Origin of the sequence: Sphingobacterium sp. UBA3519 (assembly GCF_002377215.1) — a bacterium.
In the GTDB taxonomy this organism is placed as follows: domain Bacteria; phylum Bacteroidota; class Bacteroidia; order Sphingobacteriales; family Sphingobacteriaceae; genus Sphingobacterium; species Sphingobacterium multivorum.
In genome coordinates this window covers 12690-34865 of record NZ_DFPI01000022.1, presented here as the reverse complement: position 1 = coordinate 34865, position 22176 = coordinate 12690, and the positions used below count along the sequence as shown (strand labels likewise).

At 37.8% G+C, this 22176-nt stretch carries 15 protein-coding genes; 13 read left to right on the top strand and 2 right to left on the bottom strand.

What is annotated here, in order from left to right:
• Positions 1 to 6: 6 nt before the first annotated feature.
• The 12 genes from B3297_RS11180 to B3297_RS11125 all read left to right on the top strand — a co-directional run bounded on the left by B3297_RS11180 (position 7) and on the right by B3297_RS11125 (position 18570).
• Positions 7 to 558 (top strand): putative glycolipid-binding domain-containing protein, encoded by a 552-nt coding sequence (locus B3297_RS11180; protein ID WP_070566793.1) that lies wholly within the window; start codon positions 7 to 9, stop codon positions 556 to 558.
• Positions 559 to 696: 138 nt separating this feature from the next.
• On the top strand, positions 697 to 1035 hold the full coding sequence (locus B3297_RS11175; protein WP_070566791.1) for a hypothetical protein: 339 nt from the start codon (positions 697 to 699) through the stop codon (positions 1033 to 1035).
• A 564-nt stretch (positions 1036 to 1599) separates the two neighbouring features.
• Positions 1600 to 2136: an RNA polymerase sigma-70 factor gene (locus tag B3297_RS11170; RefSeq protein WP_070566790.1), complete on the top strand. Its 537-nt coding sequence runs from the start codon at positions 1600 to 1602 to the stop codon at positions 2134 to 2136.
• Between the two features lie 163 nt (positions 2137 to 2299).
• Positions 2300 to 3190 carry a FecR family protein gene (locus tag B3297_RS11165; protein WP_167450485.1) on the top strand — a complete coding sequence of 297 codons (891 nt, stop codon included), beginning with the start codon at positions 2300 to 2302 and terminating at the stop codon, positions 3188 to 3190.
• Between the two features lie 85 nt (positions 3191 to 3275).
• Positions 3276 to 6782 (top strand): TonB-dependent receptor, encoded by a 3507-nt coding sequence (locus B3297_RS11160; protein ID WP_070566785.1) that lies wholly within the window; start codon positions 3276 to 3278, stop codon positions 6780 to 6782.
• A 10-nt stretch (positions 6783 to 6792) separates the two neighbouring features.
• The gene (locus B3297_RS11155) at positions 6793 to 8784 is read left to right on the top strand and encodes a RagB/SusD family nutrient uptake outer membrane protein (protein WP_083295986.1); all 1992 of its coding nucleotides are present in this window, start codon (positions 6793 to 6795) and stop codon (positions 8782 to 8784) included.
• Positions 8785 to 8869: 85 nt separating this feature from the next.
• Positions 8870 to 10372, top strand: coding sequence for an alpha-L-fucosidase (locus B3297_RS11150; RefSeq protein WP_070566783.1), 1503 nt, complete (start codon positions 8870 to 8872; stop codon positions 10370 to 10372).
• 127 nt (positions 10373 to 10499) lie between these two features.
• Complete coding sequence (locus tag B3297_RS11145; RefSeq protein ID WP_083295985.1) at positions 10500 to 13031, top strand: glycoside hydrolase family 2 TIM barrel-domain containing protein; 2532 nt, start codon at positions 10500 to 10502, stop codon at positions 13029 to 13031.
• 207 nt (positions 13032 to 13238) lie between these two features.
• Positions 13239 to 14690 (top strand): hypothetical protein, encoded by a 1452-nt coding sequence (locus tag B3297_RS11140; RefSeq protein WP_286778919.1) that lies wholly within the window; start codon positions 13239 to 13241, stop codon positions 14688 to 14690.
• Positions 14677 to 16236, top strand: coding sequence for a hypothetical protein (locus tag B3297_RS11135; protein WP_139145010.1), 1560 nt, complete (start codon positions 14677 to 14679; stop codon positions 16234 to 16236). Before B3297_RS11140 ends, B3297_RS11135 begins: the two co-directional genes overlap by 14 nt.
• A gap of 40 nt (positions 16237 to 16276) precedes the next feature.
• Complete coding sequence (locus B3297_RS11130; RefSeq protein WP_070566777.1) at positions 16277 to 16615, top strand: hypothetical protein; 339 nt, start codon at positions 16277 to 16279, stop codon at positions 16613 to 16615.
• Positions 16616 to 16620: 5 nt separating this feature from the next.
• Entirely contained in the window at positions 16621 to 18570 is a 1950-nt protein-coding gene (locus tag B3297_RS11125) for a leucine-rich repeat domain-containing protein (protein WP_070566775.1), read from the top strand.
• 406 nt (positions 18571 to 18976) lie between these two features.
• Here B3297_RS11125 and B3297_RS11120 read toward each other — a convergent pair whose 3' ends face one another.
• On the bottom strand, positions 18977 to 19759 hold the full coding sequence (locus B3297_RS11120) for a DUF6794 domain-containing protein (protein WP_139145009.1): 783 nt from the start codon (positions 19757 to 19759) through the stop codon (positions 18977 to 18979).
• 307 nt (positions 19760 to 20066) lie between these two features.
• Here B3297_RS11120 and B3297_RS11115 point away from each other — a divergent pair, with 307 nt between their 5' ends.
• Positions 20067 to 21500, top strand: coding sequence for a DUF4932 domain-containing protein (locus B3297_RS11115; protein ID WP_083295983.1), 1434 nt, complete (start codon positions 20067 to 20069; stop codon positions 21498 to 21500).
• A 194-nt stretch (positions 21501 to 21694) separates the two neighbouring features.
• Here B3297_RS11115 and B3297_RS11110 read toward each other — a convergent pair whose 3' ends face one another.
• Positions 21695 to 21961, bottom strand: coding sequence for a hypothetical protein (locus B3297_RS11110; protein ID WP_070566772.1), 267 nt, complete (start codon positions 21959 to 21961; stop codon positions 21695 to 21697).
• Positions 21962 to 22176 lie beyond the last annotated feature (215 nt).

Here is a 22176-nt window from a genome sequence, read left to right as displayed (position 1 = left end):
TTAAAGATGAAAATATTAATTTGGAAGGGCATTATCTACAATTCCCTCGAATATTTTAAACTGACACAACAGGGAGGCTTTTTTATGGTCGATTCCAACATTATTGGGTATTATGAAGATAAAATCTATACCCTCAAATATCATTTGAAGATTGACGAGCATTGGAATGTTCAAGGTCTTGATTTAGAATATGAAGTGAATGGCGTTAATAAAAGAATAAAAGGAAATAAAGTTAAAAATGACTGGGAAATAAATGGATCGATTATAATCGATTTTCAGGGTATTGATTATATTGATATCTCCCTCACACCATTTACCAATACACTTCCGATCAATAGTTTGAATCTCGAAGTCGGTGAGAGTACGGATATCAAAGTGCTCTATTTTGATATTCTAAACGACGGCATAAAACCAGTTCATCAGAACTATTCGAAAACGAACATGTTAACCTTTCAATACAAGAATGTTCCGAAAGATTTTGAGGCCGACCTTGAAGTAGATCATTTGGGTTTAGTGGTCAATTATCCGGGGTTATTTACCAAGGTAGCCGAAATTTAGCAAGCATCTTCCGGAGCTCAGAAGAACTTCGATTTATAGTCCCTGCGTTTGCACCGGAAAAGGCGAAATCGTGACGAAGTTTCTAAAAACAATATTCCTTTTAGTGCTGTCTTAGCTATGTAACATAAACAGAGCACAATGAATTTTGATATGATTAAATGTGAGGACCTCGGCCAGGCCATACATATACCAAACACGACGGACGACCATCACGAAGAAACCTGGTTTGTGAAATTTGGCGAGGAAATAATAGGTGTTGGACTTTTTCCAAAACAAAGCTCGAACTGCGTTTTGGCAATCGTTGGCGATAGCTATGACGACAAGAAAATACTGGGCGACATTGATGCACATGATAAAGTGATTATTGAAGGATTGAATATCGCTTTTGAAGGCTACTTAAGATCCATCCGCGGTGATGTAGTCATCGGCGAAAAGCAAGTAGATGATTTCTCGCACAATAATCAAAAGTTGGATTAATACCCTATAAAAAAACTGCTCAACTGTTGAGGCAGTTTTTTTTTATCCTTAGCGAAGTACGCTTGTGCGGCTTTCATTTCCGGAAATGAGCATAACAAGGCAGACACGAGGATGTTAAAATATGCTGAAATAGGTTTATCCTCTAATTTAAGAATTAATGTGGATTTTTTTTGTTTAAACAATTGATATTCTTACAGTCAACCAAGTTTGTGTTCCTACGATATTATGGGCTTTATTTTATAATGTAGAGACAAAATATATCGCTGCTGGGGAGTACAGCTACTCTAGTGTGTCGATTGATCCCCAACTTTGCTGCTTCTTATCCAGTTTTAGATCTTTCAATGAAATAAACATATAACTATACCAACGTGATACTATGATTTCGAGTCCAAAGCAAAATTTGGACTAATTTTTTATTTAAAAATTTTATATATCGTTTTATACATTTATAAAAAAATATTAATATTGTATTTATGTAATACATAATATTGTTGGCATTTTTCATAATCTAACCAATTAGTCTTAAACATCTGCTAACCATTGAAGAACAATTTAATTACCGATATGGAATCGAATCAAGTGGAAAGTCAAATAGAGCACAAAATTTTGCGCTGTCTAAAAGACGGAGATATGCAAGCATTTTCCTTAGTATATAATTTTTACTGGGATGGCCTCTATACCTTTGCTTTACGATTGATGAAGGAAGAATCACTAGCACAAGATGTTTTACATGATGTCTTTACTGAGTTGTGGGCCCGTCATAAAAGATTAAACATCCAATCATCGTTAAAAGATTATTTATTCATTTGTACAAAAAACAGATGTTTTAAACTGCTGGGGAAATTACGTAGGTTAAATGAATTAGAGGAACACCTGTTGTTAGACATAGCTGTTGAGCATGATGAGCTTTCATATAAAGAACTCTCTGATCAGCTTGATGGATTATTAGCGAGACTTCCTACCAAAACAAGAGCAATATTTATCATGAGTCGCGAAGATGATTTATCCTACAAACAAATCGCCAAAAAAATGAACCTTAGTATCAAATCTGTAGAATATCATATATCAAAAGTCTTGAATAAATTACGAAAAGCCTTATAATTATATTCACCTTTTCGTTATTTTGTCATATTAACAAATTAAAATCTTTCAAATTCATCCGTATTATAAGCATATGCCCCTTAACGATAGAGAAGATATAAAAAAACAGACTTTTGATCGTATTCTAACAACGATTAGTAGAAAGAAACGTAAAAAGCGTTTGTTGAATGGGGCTATCCTATTTTTTGTTTTATCTATTTGTTCTGCTAGCTTATACTTTTTTTATTCTCGTTCCATTAATATCTCCCCCCAAAAATCTGAGCATATTTATGCGGATATTACAGCTGGAGATATCACAATTTCAGGGTCAAGGCCCATTTCCCTTGTTGAATGGGAGAATAATAAAAACAAACCTTTCAAAGTCAGTAAAAAGAAAGATATGTTGATTATTGAACCGACAGAATCATCAACCTCCGAATTTGATGATGTTGTTCTGCGCGTTGGGGTTGGTGGATTGTATAAGGTTTTGTTAAAAGATGGAACTATAGTATTTCTTAATTCCAATTCCGAGCTAAGCTACAAAGGTGATTTTTTAAAAAATCGGATTTTAAGTTTAAAAGGGGAAGCCTTTTTTGAGGTTGCAAAGAGACAACAGGCTGGTATTAAACAGGAATTTACTGTTCTGACAGGGAAACAGCGGATAGCTGTATTAGGTACTAAGTTTAATGTTTTGTCTCGTGAAAAGATCGAGCAGACTGTATTAACAGAAGGAAGTATAGCTTTGAGAAGTATGAAATCAGGAAAAAATGAGTTTCTTGTTCCTGGAGAGAGAGCCATGCTGGATGATCAAGGATCTATTGATAAAACAACTGCTATAACCGAAGATTATACATCGTGGAAAGATGGTAATTTGTATTACGAAAATAAAAGCTTGCGCTATATTCTCTCAGATCTCGCTAATATTTATCCGATTCATTTTGATCCCAATAAAGTTCCCAATCGAAATTTTACACTTTTTCTTAAAAGAGATCGCTCGTTTTCTGAGATTTTGGATCTCATAAAAAGATCAGGCAATTTGAACATCACGTTAAAAGGTCATGAATTAATTTTTTAAAAAAATTTTTTAGGGTAATCGCGTTTGGGAGACTCTTTATTGTAAGAATGGGAATAATGCCCCTTTTACAATAAAGCCTAAAAATATGAATAAAAAATTTCACCTGAGAAAAAACAAATTTTGGTTTGTTCGGGACCAATCTGCTTTAACTTTTCTAAAGCGATCGTCAAGAATAGGTACTATCCTTGGTTTAATAGCTCTCCAAAGCCTTCCCTTAGCCAAGGCACAAGAATTAAACCTCAATCTAAAAAATGCAACCTTATCAGAGGTCCTAAAAGAGATACGTAAACAAACGGGATATCAGATTATTTATGATTCGGATATTTTGCAAAACAAAAAATTAATCTCTTATTCTGGTTCCAAATTGGATTTGAGGTTAGTGTTGAAAAAAGCGCTCACGGAGCAGGATCTAGATTTTGTGATTGAAGGTAAAACTATTATTGTTAAACCACAGGAAAGGAATAGTTTCAAAAATATCCCAAATCAAAAATTAGAAAAGATAGAGATTAAAGGTACAGTTTTGAATGCATCGGGAAAACCAATTGCGGGTGTGACTGTGACAGAAAGAGGTACCTCAAATACTGTATTGACAGCAGAAGACGGAACATTTACTTTAAAAGTAGCAAATGAAAAATCTATTTTGGATTTTTCCTATGTGGGGTATGCTTCTTTAAGTGAAAACGCTAGTCGCAACCCAATGCTGTTGACAATGGCCAGTCAGGATAGAGCCTTGGAAGAAGTTGTCGTAGTGGGGTACGGAACTCAAAAGAAGGCAAATTTGACTGGTGCGGTTTCTTCCCTTGATGGTAAAGAGTTAGAGTCAAGACCTGTGCAGAATGTTGGACAGGCGCTGCAGGGCATGATTCCTGGGTTGAATTTACAGACAACTGGATTGGGCGGCGAGCTAAATCAAAATCTAAGCGTCAATATCCGTGGTGCGGGGACGATAGGCGTAGGGTCGAGTTCATCAGTTTTGGTTTTAATTGATGGGATGGAAGGTAATATGAATGCGCTGAATCCTCAGGATATTGAAAATATCACCGTGCTTAAAGATGCAGCAGCTTCTGCTATTTACGGCTCCAGGGCACCTTTTGGAGTTATCCTCATTACAACAAAATCTGGAAAATCGGGGAAGATAACAGCAAATTATAACAATAATATAAGACTGGGCAAGCCAAGAGGGCTACCAACGATGTTAGATTCCAAAACATTTGCTTACTATTTTAATGAAGTCGCAGCAAACGATGGTGAGGGTGCAAAATTTTCGCAGGAGGTATTGGAACGGATTGACGCTTATCAGAAAGGAGAAATAGAAACGACAACTACCCCAAATGCTAGTGACAGATTTCAATACTATACGGGATCTAATGGGAATACAAACTGGTTTAAAGAGTTTTATAGGGACTTTACAACTTCCCATGAACATACGCTCAGTTTGAATGGCGGTACTGAAAAGCTAAATTTTTATAGTTCTGCAAATTACATGGATCAAAATGGTTTGAACAGATTTGCCAATGATAATTTTCAACGATATTCGATAGCTACGAAAATCAATGCAAAGATTAGCGATAAGGTGGACCTCATGTACAATACGCGTTTTGTACGTGAAGACTACGAAAAAGCAAGCCATATGAATGATTTATATTATCATAATATAGCGAGAAGATGGCCTACGATACCTTTGTACGACCCAAATGGAAATTATTCCGAACCAAGTGAAATATTGCAGCTGCAGCAAGGAGGACGTTCAAAATTTCAGAAAGATTTTCTTTATCAGCAGCTACAATTACATTATCAGCCAATCAAAAACTGGAATATAACAGGAAATGTCAATTACCGCATTACGACTCAAAATGACCATGCCGAAATTTTGAAAGCTTATTCAAATGATGCAAAAGGAAACCCGTTTCTCCTTGCAGTAGGATACAATGCTGCGGGGTATACCAATGTGTCTGAATACAATCGCAAAGACGAATATTTCAGTACAAATTTCTTTTCAGATTATTCCTTTGACCTCAACGATGATCATCATTTCAAAATTTTGGCTGGTTTCAATTCAGAGCTCAATAAGTATAGAGATCTCAATGGAAGCATGAGCGATCTGATCACAGATAATATACCGACATTGAATACTGCCACCACCAATCCAAGGGCTTCTGGGGGCTATCAACATTGGGCTACCGCTGGTTTTTTTGGACGATTAAACTATAGCTACAAAGATAGGTATCTTTTTGAGGCTAACGGACGATACGACGGCTCTTCACGTTTTCCAAGAGATTTGCGCTGGAATCTCTTCCCCTCAGTTTCCGCTGGATGGAATGTAGCAAATGAGTCATTTTGGCCTATTAAGGAGCATGTTTCCATGTTTAAGTTACGTGGTTCCTATGGCGAGTTGGGAAACCAATATACGGACAATTGGTATCCTTTTTATGCAACAATGCCAGTAAGTATAGCTAATGGTACCTGGCTTTTGAATGGACAAAAAACAAATACAGCCAGTGCACCTGGGCTTATTGCCTCAACTTTGACCTGGGAGCGTGTATCAAGCTGGAATGTGGGGTTGGATCTGCGGGCACTTTCCAATCGTTTAGGTTTATCTCTTGAAGTCTATCGTCGGAATACATTCGATATGATAGGACCAGCACCAGAACTTCCCGCTATTTTGGGTACAGCTGTGCCGCGATTAAACAATGCCGAGATGAACTCCAGAGGCTTTGAAATTGAGTTAAATTGGAAAGATCATATCGGTAAATTGAATTATAGCGCGCGAGCTGTCCTTTCCGACGACCGTCAGACAGTCACCAAATATCCTAATCCTACAGGTACGTTGAGTACCTGGTACGATGGCCGCAAGAATGGGGAGATCTGGGGATATCAAACTTTAGGAATAGCACAGAGCGCAGAAGAAATGGCTGCACACCTCGCTAATGCCAAACAGTCTTTCGGGACAAACTGGCAAGCTGGGGATATTATGTATGCTGATCTCAACGGGGACGGTCAGGTTAATAATGGAGCCAATACGTTGGCGAACCCAGGGGATCTGGCAATTATAGGAAATTCGGCCCCACGCTATCGTTATAGTTTTGATTTAAATTTCAATTATAGTGGATTCGATTTAGGGATTTTCTTGCAAGGTGTTGGAAAACGCGATTATATGCCCAATGGCCCATATTTTTGGGGGGCGAATGGCGGGATGTGGCAGTCTGCTGGATTTGTTGAGAATATGAACTTCTACCGCGATGAGAATTCCACGATGGTACAGAACGGTGTTTTAGGTGTTAATAAAGATTCCTATTTACCAAGACCTTATTTTAACACCTCAAAAAATCAGCAAACACAAACTAAATATTTGCAGAGCGCCGCTTATTTACGTTTAAAGAATGCTCAATTTGGATATACGTTTTCTCCACAGCTATTGGCCAAGATAGGATTTACCAAAATTCGTATTTATGCATCAGGTGAGAATTTGTTGACTTTTACCAAAATGGCTAAGGTTTTTGATCCGGAAACCGTTGGACTAGGAGGATGGAACGATGGAAAAACATATCCATTTTCGACGACTTATTCTTTTGGCCTTAACTTGAATTTTTAATTAGATATATATGAAAACGACATATTATTTTTCTACAATTTCTTGGTTGTTATCGATGACCGTGCTGTTCACTTTGCATTCCTGTAACAAGTATCTGGACAGGGAACCCTTATCCAATGTAACGCCGCAGGAATATTTAAATACCGAAGCTGATTTAGCCGCATATACGGTTGGACGTTATGCCTTTCCATCCCATTCTGGCTGGGGGCTTGGCACATTTGCCAACGATAACGGTACCGATAACCAGGTGACTTCAAGTTATTCGACTCGTTGGGTTCCGGGAGAATGGCGTGTGCCGAGTTCGGGCGGCGAATGGGATTTTGCTCAGATTAGACAGTTGAACTATTTTCTCGAACAGGTACTTCCAAAATGGAAGAGCGGTAAGTTAACAGGAAATTCAGCAAATATAACTCATTATGTGGGTGAAGCGTATTTTTTGAGAGCGTATGAATATTTTAATAAAGTACAGGCGCTGGGTGATTTTCCGATTGTTAAAAATACACTCAAAGATAATATGGAGGAGCTGACGGCTACTTCCATTCGACAACCTAGAAATATGGTGGTTAGATTTATTCTTTCTGATTTGGATTCGGCAATTACGTTGTTGAACGATGTAGCCCCTGACGGAAAAAACCGTATTTCAAAAAAGGCCGCTTTACTTTTTAAATCTCGTGTAGGGTTATTTGAAGGCTCTTGGCTAAAATACCACAAAGGAACTGCTTTCGTCCCTGGCGGAACTGGCTGGCCGGGCGCAAAATCGCACCCAAATTTTTCGATCAATATCGATAATGAGATCAATTATTTCTTAGAACAGTCGATGACTGCAGCTGCTCAGGTAGCCGATGCAGTCGAACTTGTCGGAAATACAAAGGATGATGGTTATAATTCATCTTCGAACCCCTATTTCAAAATGTTTGGCGACGAGAATCTAAATGGTTACAGCGAAGTACTTTTATGGCGGAGTTATTCAATGCCTTTAGGAATTACGCATGCTGTAAATCACTACATGAACCGTAATGGCGGAAATTCTGGATATTCAAGAGGCCTTGTGGAAAATTTTACGATGAAAAACGGACTGCCTATTTATGTTTCGAACTCCGGTTATGCAGGCGACGATTCCATCAGCCTCGTCAAAAAAAATCGGGATAATCGCTTACAGCTCTTTATGAAAGCACCTGGTGAATTGAGTTATACCAACCAGATTTCTTCGACAGGTGCTGTACAGACAGAGCCGAGACCAGATATTATCGGACTAGCCGAAACAAGGTACGTGACAGGTTATGCCGTGAAAAAAGGAATGAGTTATCTTTTTGCCCAAGCTGAGGGACAGACTGGTACCACAGGCTCAATTATATTTCGTGCTGTTGAGGCTTATTTAAACTATATTGAAGCAAGTTATCTTGCAAAGGGAATGATCGATGCAAAAGCGAATAGTTACTGGACAAAAATCAGAGAAAGAGCAGGTGTAAATACAGATTTTATGGCAACCGTAAATGCGACAGACATGCAAAAGGAAGCTCAAGGTGATTTTGCAGCATATTCTGCTGGGCAGTTACTATCCGACAAACTTCTTTATAATATTAGAAGGGAGCGCCGTTTAGAACTAGTTGCTGAGGGATTTAGATTTAATGATCTTAGGCGTTGGCGGGCGTTGGATCAATTGGCAAGCAATCCATACATTATTGAAGGGATGAGACTGTGGGGGCCTATGCAAGACTGGTACAAAGATAAAGGTGTATCGACTTTAATCGTACCCGGCACAGCAGGAAAAACCGCAAATGTGTCCTCACCACAGGAAAGTCAATATTTAAGACCCTATCGGATTAATCTTTCGGCTAACAATCTTGTTCTAAAAGGCTATAGCTGGACCAGTGCCCACTATTTGTCTCCTATAGCCATAAGTCATTTGAGCATAACTTCAACAGATGGTAGCCCAGCTGGTTCAATTATTTATCAAAATCCGAATTGGCCTTTAGTTGCCAATCAGGGAGCCAATCAATAATTGGTCGGAACCTTTACGAAAACTTTGAAGATAAGATAGTTCGGAGATTATTCCGGCTATCTTATTTTTGTCAGATAAATATCAAATGAAGAAAATTAATACAATTACATTACTGTTATTGGCAGCGGTTTTTCATGCTTCGGCTCAAAATATGATTGCATTACAACCCGGAGAATCAGAATCTGCTATTGTAACCAAAGCTGCCAACGTGATACCGACCCAAAGACAGCTTGATTGGCAAAAGCTGGAAGTGACCGGATTTCTCCATTTTGGGATCAATACCTTCACAAATAAGGAATGGGGTGAAGGGAAAGACGATCCAAAATTATTTAATCCGACGCAATTAGATGCAGAACAATGGGTTAGGACAGCAAAGGAAGGTGGAATCAAACTTTTGATTCTTACGGCGAAGCATCACGATGGCTTCTGCCTCTGGCAAACGAATACAACAGACTATTCGGTTAAAAATTCTCCTTACAAAAAGGGAAAAGGAGATATTTTTGGCGAACTTGCTGCGGCCTGTAAAAAATACGATATGAAGTTGGGGGTATATCTTTCCCCTTGGGATCGACATGAAGCTTCTTATGGGTCAGAAGCTTATAATGATTTTTTTGTTGCCCAATTGAGCGAATTACTGACCCGATATGGTCAGATTGATGAAGTTTGGTTTGATGGTGCTAACGGAGAGGGACCTAACGGTAAAAAGCAGGAATACGATTGGAATCGTTATTATCAGGTTATACGTGAAAAACAACCTGAGGCCGTTATCGCAGTTATGGGACCCGATGTAAGATGGGTCGGTACAGAAACGGGGTATGGACGGGACACAGAATGGTCAGTTGTACCGGCTAGTAATCTAGCACAAAATCAGATAGCTGCAGGATCGCAACAGCAGATGAATATTAAACCGGCCGGAGATATGCGTAATAAAGATCTTGGGAGCAGAGAAAGGATCAAAGAGGCAAAAGGGCTGGTATGGTACCCAGCGGAAACTGATGTTTCTATACGCCCGGGATGGTTCTATCACGAGGAAGAGGATAACAAAGTCAAAAGCCCGGGTAAGTTGATGGATATTTATTTTAATTCGGTAGGGAAAAATGGTGTCTTGTTGCTTAATATTCCACCAACAACTGCAGGTTTGATTCATTCGGTAGATGCTGCAAATTTAAAAAAGTGGAATGACTGGCGCACAGCATTGTTTTCGAAAAATCTTTTAAGCAAAGCTAAACTCCATACTGCAGGCCTCGTTTTAAAAAAATGGAAAAAAATGCCATTTTGGACGACGAAAGATGAAAAAAACAGCATAGCAACTTTTGAATATACCCTACCTAAAGCAACCGCGTTCAACGTTCTTTCCTTACAGGAAACCATCGCTTTAGGGCAACGTGTCGAGCGATTTAATTTGGAGATCTGGCAAGATGGAGTCTGGAGAGAAGTGTCGAAAGGAACTACTATCGGTAACAAACGTTTATTGACTTTTCCGACAGTTAGTGCCCAGAGATTAAGAATCAACATTTTACAATCTCGCCTAAACCCGCAAATAGAACAGCTGGGACTCTATTTCAATGAAAAAGGAGCATTTGAATAGCACATTATGATTTCAGCTTTAATTCCAATCACAAAAGATCTGAATAATTTTATTATGTTATACATAAGTTGTATTTTCGGATCTTCAATTTGTTTTTATGAACAAACTCAACCTTAAAATGCTATAGATGCAAAAAGAATCTAAATCTTATTTATCCATTTTTTCAACCCGAGGACTGAAATTTATACTATGTGCAATAATATCTATTGGACCAAATACTTTATTTGCTCAGGAACGAATAGTAACCATGCTCGAGGATGGATGGAAATTTACAAAACATGATCAGCCAAACTTCGCTGATATCGGATTGATTACAAGCGAATGGCAGACTGTTCGTGTTCCGCATGATTGGGCAATTTATGGCCCATTTAGTGCCAACAATGATAAGCAGCATATGGCTATTGCTCAAGATGGACAAAAGGAAGCATTGGAACATGCAGGTCGGACTGGTGGACTTCCGTTTGTAGGCGTTGGCTGGTATCGTAAAGAATTTGAATTGCCACAAAACGTTCAAAATAAGCGCACGGTTTTACAGTTTGATGGTGCTATGAGCAATGCTGTCGTTTTTGTGAATGGGAAAAAGGTCGGCAATTGGCCTTATGGCTATAATAGTTTTTATTTTGACGTTTCCGAGTATGTGAGTCCGGGTCAAAATTTGGTCGCGGTAAGATTAGAAAATAAGTCTGAGTCATCCCGCTGGTACCCTGGCGCAGGATTATATCGAAATGTTCGATTGGAGATCACTGAAAAAACAAGTATTGCACATTGGGGCACCTATATTACGACGCCTGAGATCACAAAGGATTTCGCGCGAATTCAGGTTCGGACTGATTTAGCCGGTATAGATCTGTCGAAAGATTCTCTTTCCTTAGAAACTATTCTTATCGATAGCCATGGACGCATCGTGGCGAAGAAGAATGATCAGATAGGCAACTACCAGATCCAGCAGATGCAACAGGAATTGTTCGTTGAGAAACCACAATTGTGGGAATTGCAATCCCCCAATTTATATAAAGCTGTCAGCAAGCTCTATCAGAACGGCAAATTAATCGATAAATATCAAACCGTATTTGGAATCAGAAGCATTGCTATGGTACCCAATAAAGGGTTTTATTTGAATGGAAAGCTGACCGTATTTAAAGGAGTGTGTTTGCATCATGATTTGGGGCCTTTGGGAGCAGCTGTGAATGATGCCGCTATTAGGCGGCAGTTACGAATAATGAAAGATATGGGCGTTAATGCCATTCGCACTTCCCATAATATGCCGGCTCCGGAGCTGGTGCAAGCCTGTGACGAAATGGGTATTATGCTAATGGCGGAAAGTTTTGATGAATGGAAAATTCCCAAAATGAAGAATGGGTACAATCAATATTTTAACGATTGGGCCGAAAAAGATCTTGTAAATCTGATACGGCATTACCGCAATAATCCAAGCGTTGTGATGTGGTGTATTGGAAATGAAGTACCCGAACAAGGAAGTCCTGACGGATCTAAGGTCGCGAGATATCTGCAAGATATTTGCCATCGTGAGGATCCATCTCGCCCAGTTACCCAGGGGATGGACAACCCTGATGCGGTTATAAATAGTAGCTTTGCCTCAACGATGGATGTTGCAGGCTTTAATTATCGTCCATTTAAATACCCCGAAGCCTATAAAAAGTTACAACAGCAGTTAATTCTTGGTACTGAAACTGCGTCTACTTTGAGTTCTAGAGGTGTTTATAAATTTCCCGTTGAACGAAAATCGATGGCAAAATATGACGACCATCAGGCTTCGAGTTATGATGTAGAGCATTGTTCCTGGTCGGATTTGCCTGAAGATAACTTTATTCAGCATGACGATCTACCTTACGCAATAGGTGAATTTGTCTGGACAGGGTTCGATTATTTGGGCGAACCGACACCCTACTATACAGATTGGCCAAGTCATAGTTCTTTGTTCGGTATTGTAGATCTTGCCGGTATCCCTAAAGATCGATATTATCTTTATCGTAGCCATTGGAACCAGGAATTGCATACACTTCATATTCTTCCTCATTGGAACTGGAAGGGACGCGAAGGACAGAAAACGCCAATTTTTGTCTATACAGATTACCCTGCAGCGGAAATTTTTATCAATGGAAAAAGTCAAGGAGTAAAAAAGAAAGATTTTGATGTTACCTTGGTAAATTCTAACGATAAAAAGGCACAAAATGATTTTATGCGTCAAAAGCGCTATCGTTTGATGTGGATGGATACTAAATACGAACCGGGTACGGTTACGGTAGTTGCCTATGATTCTTTAGGAAATATAGCTGCAAGAGATAGTGTAAAGACGGCAGGTAAGTTATATACTGTACGTTTAGACGTTGATCGGAAACAATTGAAAGCAAATGGAAAAGATATTGCTTTTATCACAGCTACGCTGGTTGATAAACAGGGGAATATAGTGACAGGCGAAGACCGAGAATTAAAATTCAAGGTAAAAGGGCAGGGGGCTTTTAAGGCTGTGGCGAATGGAGATCCAACAAGTTTGGAATCATTTCAGAAGCCTTTCATGAAGTGCTTTAATGGTCAATTGGTTTTTCTTGTTGAAAGCAGAGACTCTGTTGGGGAAATTATAGCAGAAGTAGAAGGAAAAGGATTGAAGAAAGCAAGCGTCAAATTAACGGTGAAGTAAAAGATATGTTTCATCCTATAATGCTGTACAATCAGATAATATAGGTGTGTGTATAGATGGAATTTGCTTGTGGGGCACGATAATCTCATAAAGGTCTATTAAATATTGTAGAGAATTATTTGGCCTAATTAATGCATCAATTAATTATGTTTAAAAAAATGCTTTTGATACAACCTTTTTAATATCTTTGGTGAGTAACTTCATTTTATGAAAAGAGCTATTTTTTACCATTGTGCTCAGCTATTTTTCTTAATTCTAATTTTATTAATTGGAGGATGTTCCAAGAAGGAGAATATTGCGAGCAAAACCGATGAATATATTGATCAGGCAGAAATATTAAATCCTTTGAATCTTGTTGTAAGTGCTGCAAACAAAGATTTAATAGAGTTATCTTGGGATAAGGTGAACAGTTCGCATTTTAAGCCAGTATCCTATGCGATATATGTCGATAATAAGCTTGTAGCGAAGGATCTTAGTATAACAAAATACAGCTTAATTAATTTGCTTGGCGATACAAATTATAAGATCCGTGTAATTGCGAGTTCCCAAACGGGAATAACACAAGAACAAAGCATAGATGCAAGAACTGTTGGAGGCAGCACAACTAACGGAAGTACTTATGTTGAATACAAAATTCAAACGCAATCACGTATAACGGGCAATAATAGCATCCGTCTTCTGGAAGATGGTGGACATTTAATCTGTACATTTTTGCAGCATGAGGGGGGAGAAACAAATTTTAAACTGATTGTATATCGTACAAATAATAAAGGCCAGATTATATGGTATCGCTTGATCCAGGATCTAAATTATTATGATTTACCACCACATGTAGTGTTGCCTTCTAAGCAAGATGAAGCTTTCATTATTGTTAAACACGATATTTATGTCATTGATCAGACGAATGGTAAACTGAAACTGGAGAAGCCCGTTTCGATAGATTTGTCTCCGAATGATTACGTTTCATCAGTTCAGTTTGACGCGTCACATAACATGATCATGGGTACAGGTGGGGGAGAGCTGTTAAAGGTTACTACCAGCGACTTTAAAGTTGTTTGGAAACGTAAAAATAGCTCCGTTGGCATTTCTTCAATTCAGTTAGACAATGCGCAACAGATCTATTATAGTTTGCTTGATTCTGAAGCATCAAAAATTAAGGTGCAAAAAACAGATCGGGACGGTAATGTGCTGGCTACTTTTGAGTTTGATGGAAAGCTTCCTGGCGATTACGAACGTCAATACCATATGCCTATTTTACTGAAAGATAAAAATGATATTTTTTATCTCTGGGGTTTTGACTTCTATTCCTATTCGTTAAGGTATGTCAAATTTGATAAGAATGGCAATGTCAAGGCAAAATTGGGTGAGTACGTCAATTTAAAGCCAGCAGGAGCTTTTTTTGATAATGATAACAATATTGTGGTCTATGGACAGCAAGAAGGTGGTGGAATATCCACTTATGGTACTATAAATAAGTATGACAGTGATCTGAAGCTCTTATCGACTTTACAATATCCTAATTTGGAGATGCATATGTTTAAAAATATGACCCAGAATGTCGATAATTCATACAACCTGTTTTTCTATTATATACAAACCTGGTCCTATGAAAATTTGAATTTCATTTATATTAAAACAAAATCAAATGGGCAACTTTAACAAATACCTTTGTCTACTGGGGCTTGTTTTTCTTATGTCGGCCTGTAAAACTGAAAAAAATGAGGTTTTTCCAAGGATTATTAATGAGGCCATCACTAGTGTCCGGGATAAAGAAATTTCAATGACCTATCAGATTTCCAGTCTAGGATATACAAAATCGGGCGTCAGGTACTATAAAAAAGATAATCCCAGTCAAGGAAAAAGTGTTGAAGCTGTTCGTGAAGGCGATATGTTTCGACTCACATTGAATGAACTGGATTCCGAATCTACTTATATTTTGGTGCCTTACATCGAGTATAATGGCAACACAATAGAATCTGAGCGTAAAACTGAAATAACCACAACTGCTCCATTCCCAGAAGATTTTACGCTCTTTTGGCCAAATACAGAGGCAGAGTATGATGAAAGGGGCCAGTTTAGGACTGTGGTTGAAGGGAAGAATCTTAATAATATTAATCTGAGAGATATTAAATTTCTATTTGGAATGGACACGCTTCACATGAACTATCCCATTGCAACGAAAAATGGAACCTATCAGATCAGTCTAACGGGTTATTATCCGTATCGAGACGGAAATTATATGTTGCGCGTGATTTATAAAGAGAAAGAGATCATTGGTCAGGCTATTGATTTTATTTATAAGGGAAATACATTGGCCATAGGACTGAAAAAGACGAACTGGAGAACTAATTATCCTTCGATCTGCAATGACCAAATCTATTATTTTTGGAACAATTCTGTTTCACATTTTGATCCTGAAACGAGCCGGTTGCAGAATATTGCTCATATTCCCGATACGATGGGGGTTATTCCGCCAAAGTCCGTATCCATTGGAAATCGAATATTTTTTCTTGCACTTCCAGTTAGCCATATTTTGCCTTCGCTAGAGCCGGACCTTTTCAATGGTTATGAGTTGTTTTGTCAAGCTTTTGACATTGAAAAACGCGAATTTTCAAAGTACTATTTTAGCCGGCCCCAACTTAAAGAATCGCACGGTTATAGTAATCATAGTATCTTTGTGCACAATAATGCGGTCTACCAAACGTATACACTTACAGTGAATTCTCGTGGAATAAAGAATATTGTCGCCAAATATAACCCGACAAAAGATAAATTTGAGGAGATCGCCACTTTCGATACTAATTTTTCCAGTGAATGCTTTGTCTCAGTTAAAGGCAGATTATATGCACTTGGAGTTTCAAATGTATTTGACCAAGGTTTCAATATCGGGTATACCTTAACGATATATGCTGTTGACGCGAACACATTTAAACTTACAGAATTATATCGTGTCGGAACAACAAATCAAACCTATCCTTATGCGCCAGTAGGTGCCATAAATTTTAATGGTGATATATTACTGGCATTGGACGTCAATAATTTTATGATGTACAACATAGTAAAAAACACGCTAAGTCCTATCTATTTAAGTATTAATGGAAATCATATGTATTTTGGCGGAATGTTCACTTATAAAGACAAGTATTACCTCAATGCTGATATTAACTTTTTAGAAGGCTCAATTTATGAAATGTCTATCCAATAACAACTGTATATGCTGGTTTATAGGAGTTTTATTAGTCCTTATGAGCTCCTGCAAAAAGGAAACCGTATATAACGAAATAGATGCTTTTGCAGATATTCAAAATAAAGTTACTTTAGATAAAGGCCAGTACATACTGTCTTTTACACTTGCTTCGTATCCATATAGTAAAGTTGAAGTATATGTACACGATGATCTTGCTGTTATGTACAAACAGACCGGAGGAAAAATCTACAATGCCGTGAGTCAAAATAACAATAAGTATAGTGTGTTCTTTTCCCCTTTAGAAAAATCGAAAAAATACTATTATCAACTGATTGTTAACGACAGCAACGGGAATTCAGTACGTTCAGCAATATTTAATTTTACAACTCAACCTTAATATCCATGTATAATAAGTCTACATTATTTTGGTGTTCATTTCTTTGTGTTTTTTTTGAAAGCTTTTTATTTGTAGCCTGTTCAAAGAAGGAATACCAGGATGTACTGAAAACAGTATATGAACCTAAGGCCGAGCCCACTGAACTATATGACGAATTCACCGTCCAGCTAAAGGGTAGCGCCTTACAAAAAGGGGAAACAGGTACATGGAGTATAACAAAAGGAACTGTAGTGGAAGATTATGTGAAAATCGACGACCCTAATAACCCTAATTCGTTTTTTAGGGGAGTGCCTGGAGAGGAATATATCCTTACCTGGACGGTAAAAGGTAGCGGTAATAGTAATACGGCCACAGTCGATGTTAAAATACCCGAGTTACATATCGATATTAAAGAAAACACACCTTCATCCTTTAAGACGATACTTCACTTTGCCGTGGATCCGAAATATAAAGGTAAATGGTCTTTCGATAAAGCTTATGGTCATCTACATAGCACATACCACGATGGTTGGGCCAGACCGGTAGAAGAAAATCCAACCATTGAATTGCATGGTTATTCCAATACCAGCTATCAAGTTACCTATACGATGACTTATGCTGGGAAAAATTATCAGTTTACCAAAAAGGTACAGACTGGCGAATATCAAGAAGACGAGGCATTAAATGAATTGCAAATGGGGCGCGGTGGGCGTGTTGTTGAAGATAAGGATGGACATATTATTGAAATGAATATGCAGGCTTCAGGTATAGCACATCGTTTTAATGACCCGGGCTCTTTTCCTGCGCTTAAGGCATTTAAATATCTAAGGAAGCTTATTTTAGGTGGATCTTCATTGAAAGATGTTCCGACTATTTTTGGCGATCATTATCTTGCCCTTGAAGAACTTAGTCTAGACAGAGTTGGCTATTATCTTACTATTCCTGATAATTTTGGCAATCTGACCAAACTGAAATCATTTCACCTGACACCGATGCGAACCCCCGATTTGGGATATACCGTGGTATTGCCAAAAACTTTTGGAAATTTAAAGTCGCTCGAAACCCTTATTATGCGGTATGTCGGCGATGTAGACTTCAACGGCACGTTGGGTAAACTGGTCAATTTAAAACACCTCGATTGCTTTGTTACCCAGCTTCCTTCAGATTTTGGAAACTTGACCAAACTGGTGTCTACGGAAGTTCTCGCGCAACAGGCTTATATCCCATCAAGTTTGAGTCAATGCCGTAATTTGAGGTTTGCACGTTTTAGTTTTGTTTATCCGGGATCATCACCAGTTACCTTGCCTTCGGATATCGATAATTTGACTAAGTTGGACACGCTTGAAATTTACGGAGAAAGTAGGCTTCAGCAACTGCCACAATCTTTTGGTAACCTCAAGAGCTTAAAACAACTTTGGATTCAAGGAGAAAGCTTGCAATCTATTCCTGATAATATTGGGAACTTGTCTAATCTTAGATTCTGGTTAGTGGGCGGTAATTTTAAAACTTTACCGGCTTCGATAGGTAACCTTAAAAAATTAGAAGATCTTTGGCTATCCCCTTCTGTAGAGAAGCTTCCAGATGAGTTCGGCGGATTAAGTAGTTTATCCTATCTGAATATGGAGAATAGTAGACTGACAACTCTACCGGAAACATTCGGAAAACTTAAGAGCCTGAAGGAAATCAATGCAAGGGCATCTTCGATTACTGATTTTCCAAGCAGTTTTGGACAATTGGACGGTCTGCTAAAACTGGATTTCAATTATAGCAAGCTCAAGAAATTTCCTGTAGAGATTTGTGCTTTGAAGGCCGTGAATAACGTTATTTTGAACGGTACAAATTTGGGTCGACTTCCCGATGAAATTTATTCCATGCGCTCAGGTGTGATTTTTACGCTATATCAATGTTTGAATATGGACTATGATCAATTAAAGGAAATCACTGCGAAAAGAGATGGTCTTGTATTTTATTACTGATAAGCGGATCATGATTGCCTGTAAATATGTTAATTTTTAAGGCATGGCCCACAGGAAGTAAACATAAAGTCCGATAGCACAGGATGCTCCAGATGAATGTTTACAGAATATTTTTGGACGGAAACAAAGGGGTATAACGTAATACTATTCAAGCTTAATGAAGTTTCAAAAATTTCTTTTCGGACGATCAATTTTGGGTAAATTCCAAAAGAATAGAATAAAATGATAAAGGAGCTGACCGCATGATCATCCTTTTTTTTGGAAGTATTATAAGGATAGCGAATGCGAGAAAAAAAAGAATTGTAATAACCGGAAAAACAAACGGTACTAGGCCATCAAAATTCACACAAAGCCCAAAAACTGTTAAAAATAAAATTGGTAATACGATTAGTATTATTGAAAAGTTTTATGGAGTCCAGTACTTTTTATAATACTCTAGCTGCGATTTTACATCGGGATCTTTCCCCTTTAATTTCCTATAATAACTTGTTAATATGATGCCAGACATGTCGTCAGGATGCCTTATTCCCCGTTTAGTCAAATATGCGGAGAGCCTTGAACCTCCCCAGAGGCCCCAATTATTTCTCATCCACATTCCAAATCCGAAATGTGAGCCGGCCATAAACTCTGACTCTGTCATTTCTCTTATTTTATTTTTGGTGCTATCATCCCAGAACGAGTCTATTTGGACAAAACAATCGTCAAGGTTTTTCGGGATATAAATACCGGCAATTGTGTCCGCATTCATCCGCTGTCTGATTTCCTTTTTCAATTTGTTTTCCTTCAGTTTGAATGCCTTCAGGAGAGAATCTTCTTTTACATAACCTGCTGAGAGTAGCTGTTTATAGTATTCCAAAATCACATCTTTTTTAAAGTTGTGGATTCCTTTATTATTTAAATATGTAAATAATGGAGATTTTCCAGTCGAAAGGAGCGAGTCAATCAATTCAAATTCACTTTCAAGTTCATTGTCGGTTAATTCACTTAACTCTACCTCATCACTATATTTGATTACGTTTTTTAGGCTATCCGAAACGTTAAGATTTAAGAATGAGGCTGTTTCTTTCAGATTTCTAGGAAGGGAGTTTTGAGCAGAAGCAGAGGGCAGTGACCAAACAACTGATATAAGTGCAAGCAATATAAATCTTAGGGTGGTCATATTATTGGTGTAAAGCAGTTTTAAATTCAACTAATTAGATCTAAATAATTCTTGAACTAATTTAAGAATTTATTCTTTTCTAACAGCTGTCAACTTAGGTAACGTTGCACAAGAAATGTAATATGCTTTCAAACAGTTATAAGACTTAAGTGATCAATTTAATATTAATGAATAAGATTATCGAAAATGGCTGGCAGCCTGTTCAATATTGAACGGCTAGTGTTCAATAACGGTCAGTATTAAGAAAGAAATTCGTTCGTAGTGTATTGGCAAATAGCGTGTTAAATTTATTGGCAAACTATTTGGAATCCCCATTCAAGTACAAAATAAATAAAAGATGGTAAAGCCTATTTCCAATATGTTCGAAAAAACTTCTAAATATGTATTGATTATCCTATTCAGTTTATCATTTATGCTTACCTATGGGCAGCGTAACGAAATTATGGATAAGCCAAAAGTTGATGAGCGTATCGAGCTTCTGAGTATTGTGTTTAGACTTGCTGGCAATCAAGAGTATAGCTCAGCTATTTTTAAGCGCTACGTTGATCGAATCAATGAACACTATGGTCCTTTTAAAGAACACGAATTGATCACTTTTGTCAATAAGATTAAAAATGAAAATGGCATAGGCTACGATGCAGTGATGAGTATGGCCATACATCTTGATGATAAGTTCAATCTTAAGCAAAAAAATATCAACGAAACCCTGGACAAAAGGTGGAGTAGAGCTAATGCTCTTCAATTCGCAACACTGTTAAAGAAGTTTTACAAAGACAGTAATAGCAAAGGATTTTTTCAGGATAACCAGGCACTGTACAATGAGGTACAAAAGCGCTTTCTTCCAATTTATGAACATATTGAATTGGACTGGTACCCTAAATTCTATGGTAAGAAACCATCCGAAAAGTTTTTGATTGTGAATGGTTTGGGAAATGGCGGCGGTAACTATGGGGTAGCCATTAAAAATCCACAGGGTCTTAAGGAAGTCTACGCTATTATGGGGACATGGAGTATGGATAGTCTTGGCATGGCTGAATTTCCTTTACAGAGCTATTTCCCTACATTACTTCACGAGTTTAACCACTCCTTTGTTAATTATTTATTGGAAAAAGACACGACAATTTTTAGAGACAGCGGCGAAAAATTATATAGCCTTGTAAAGGAGAAAATGAACCGGCAGGCATACGGTAGCTGGCAAACGATGTTGAACGAGGCATTGGTTCGAGCTGCGGTTATCAAATATCAAAAAGATCATAATTTCAGCTTCGAAGAGATTTCAAAGGAAACCAATGGACAGCTAGATAGGGGATTTCTTTGGATTGAGAAACTTGTTGATGAACTTGAACACTTTGATCGTCAGCGAGACTTATATCCTACTTTAGAGAGCTATATGCCTGTACTTGCCAAAGCTTATCGATCTTACGCTGCAGATATTTCTTCTTTAGATGCAGCTTTTGAAGAAAGAAGACCAAAAATCATTTCTTTTGAGGGAATTCAGGATGGACAAACCAATGTCAACAACACCTTAAGGGAGCTGAAGATAAATTTCGACAGGCCCTTATTGGGACAGGGACGGTCATTTAGGGGGATTTCCAAAGAAGGTTTTCCGCTGATAAAAGGACATCGTTATTCTTCAGATAAGAAATCTGTTATCATTGATTGGGAGTTAGAACCAAACAAAACCTATGAAATTATCATTACAGGAAATGCATTCCGTACTGCAGATGGGATACCGATGAAAGATCATTATCTAAAATTTAGTACAAAGTAATTTACTGTAATGGACAATATTTGACCATATACATAATCAATTGTGGCAAAGGTAACTCACATTATCGTTGTGAGAGTTAAATAGGTTCATTCCATTGAGGTATACCGACAAACATATCATTTACAAATTTTTCTGTATACCGCTGCATTCCAGCTTCCTCCTTATCAAAGTAGGTCTTTATTTTTGAGCATACTTTAGGGTTGGAGCATAACTTGACGCGGAAGTTTTCGATCCATTCGGCCCGTATAACAATCGTAATTAATTTTTTTTGTGTCTCTGGACAAGCCGATTACAGTGATAGCTTGGCACATCCCAGCATACCAATCGATAATATACACTTTGGTGCCCGGGCTAAACTGTTTAGAGCCTTTGTGGGTTTCCATTTTCCCTTCACCATAACTAATTTCCTGTTTGATATTAGCTACTAATGTCGATAATGGTATAGGTTCTAAATGATCCATATTTATTCAGCGCTATTTTAATTAAAATATTTTCGCAACTAGCTTCATGATATCGCTTTACTGGTTTTTGAATTTACAAAACAGGATGTAAGAAATAGAACCGCATATATCACGCATTGCATCTCGTTGGTGGTCCGATATAAAGTTCGCTAATGAACATTAGTTATATCGATCCGTTAAACTATCATAAGTGAGATTGGGAAGAAGGCCTTATT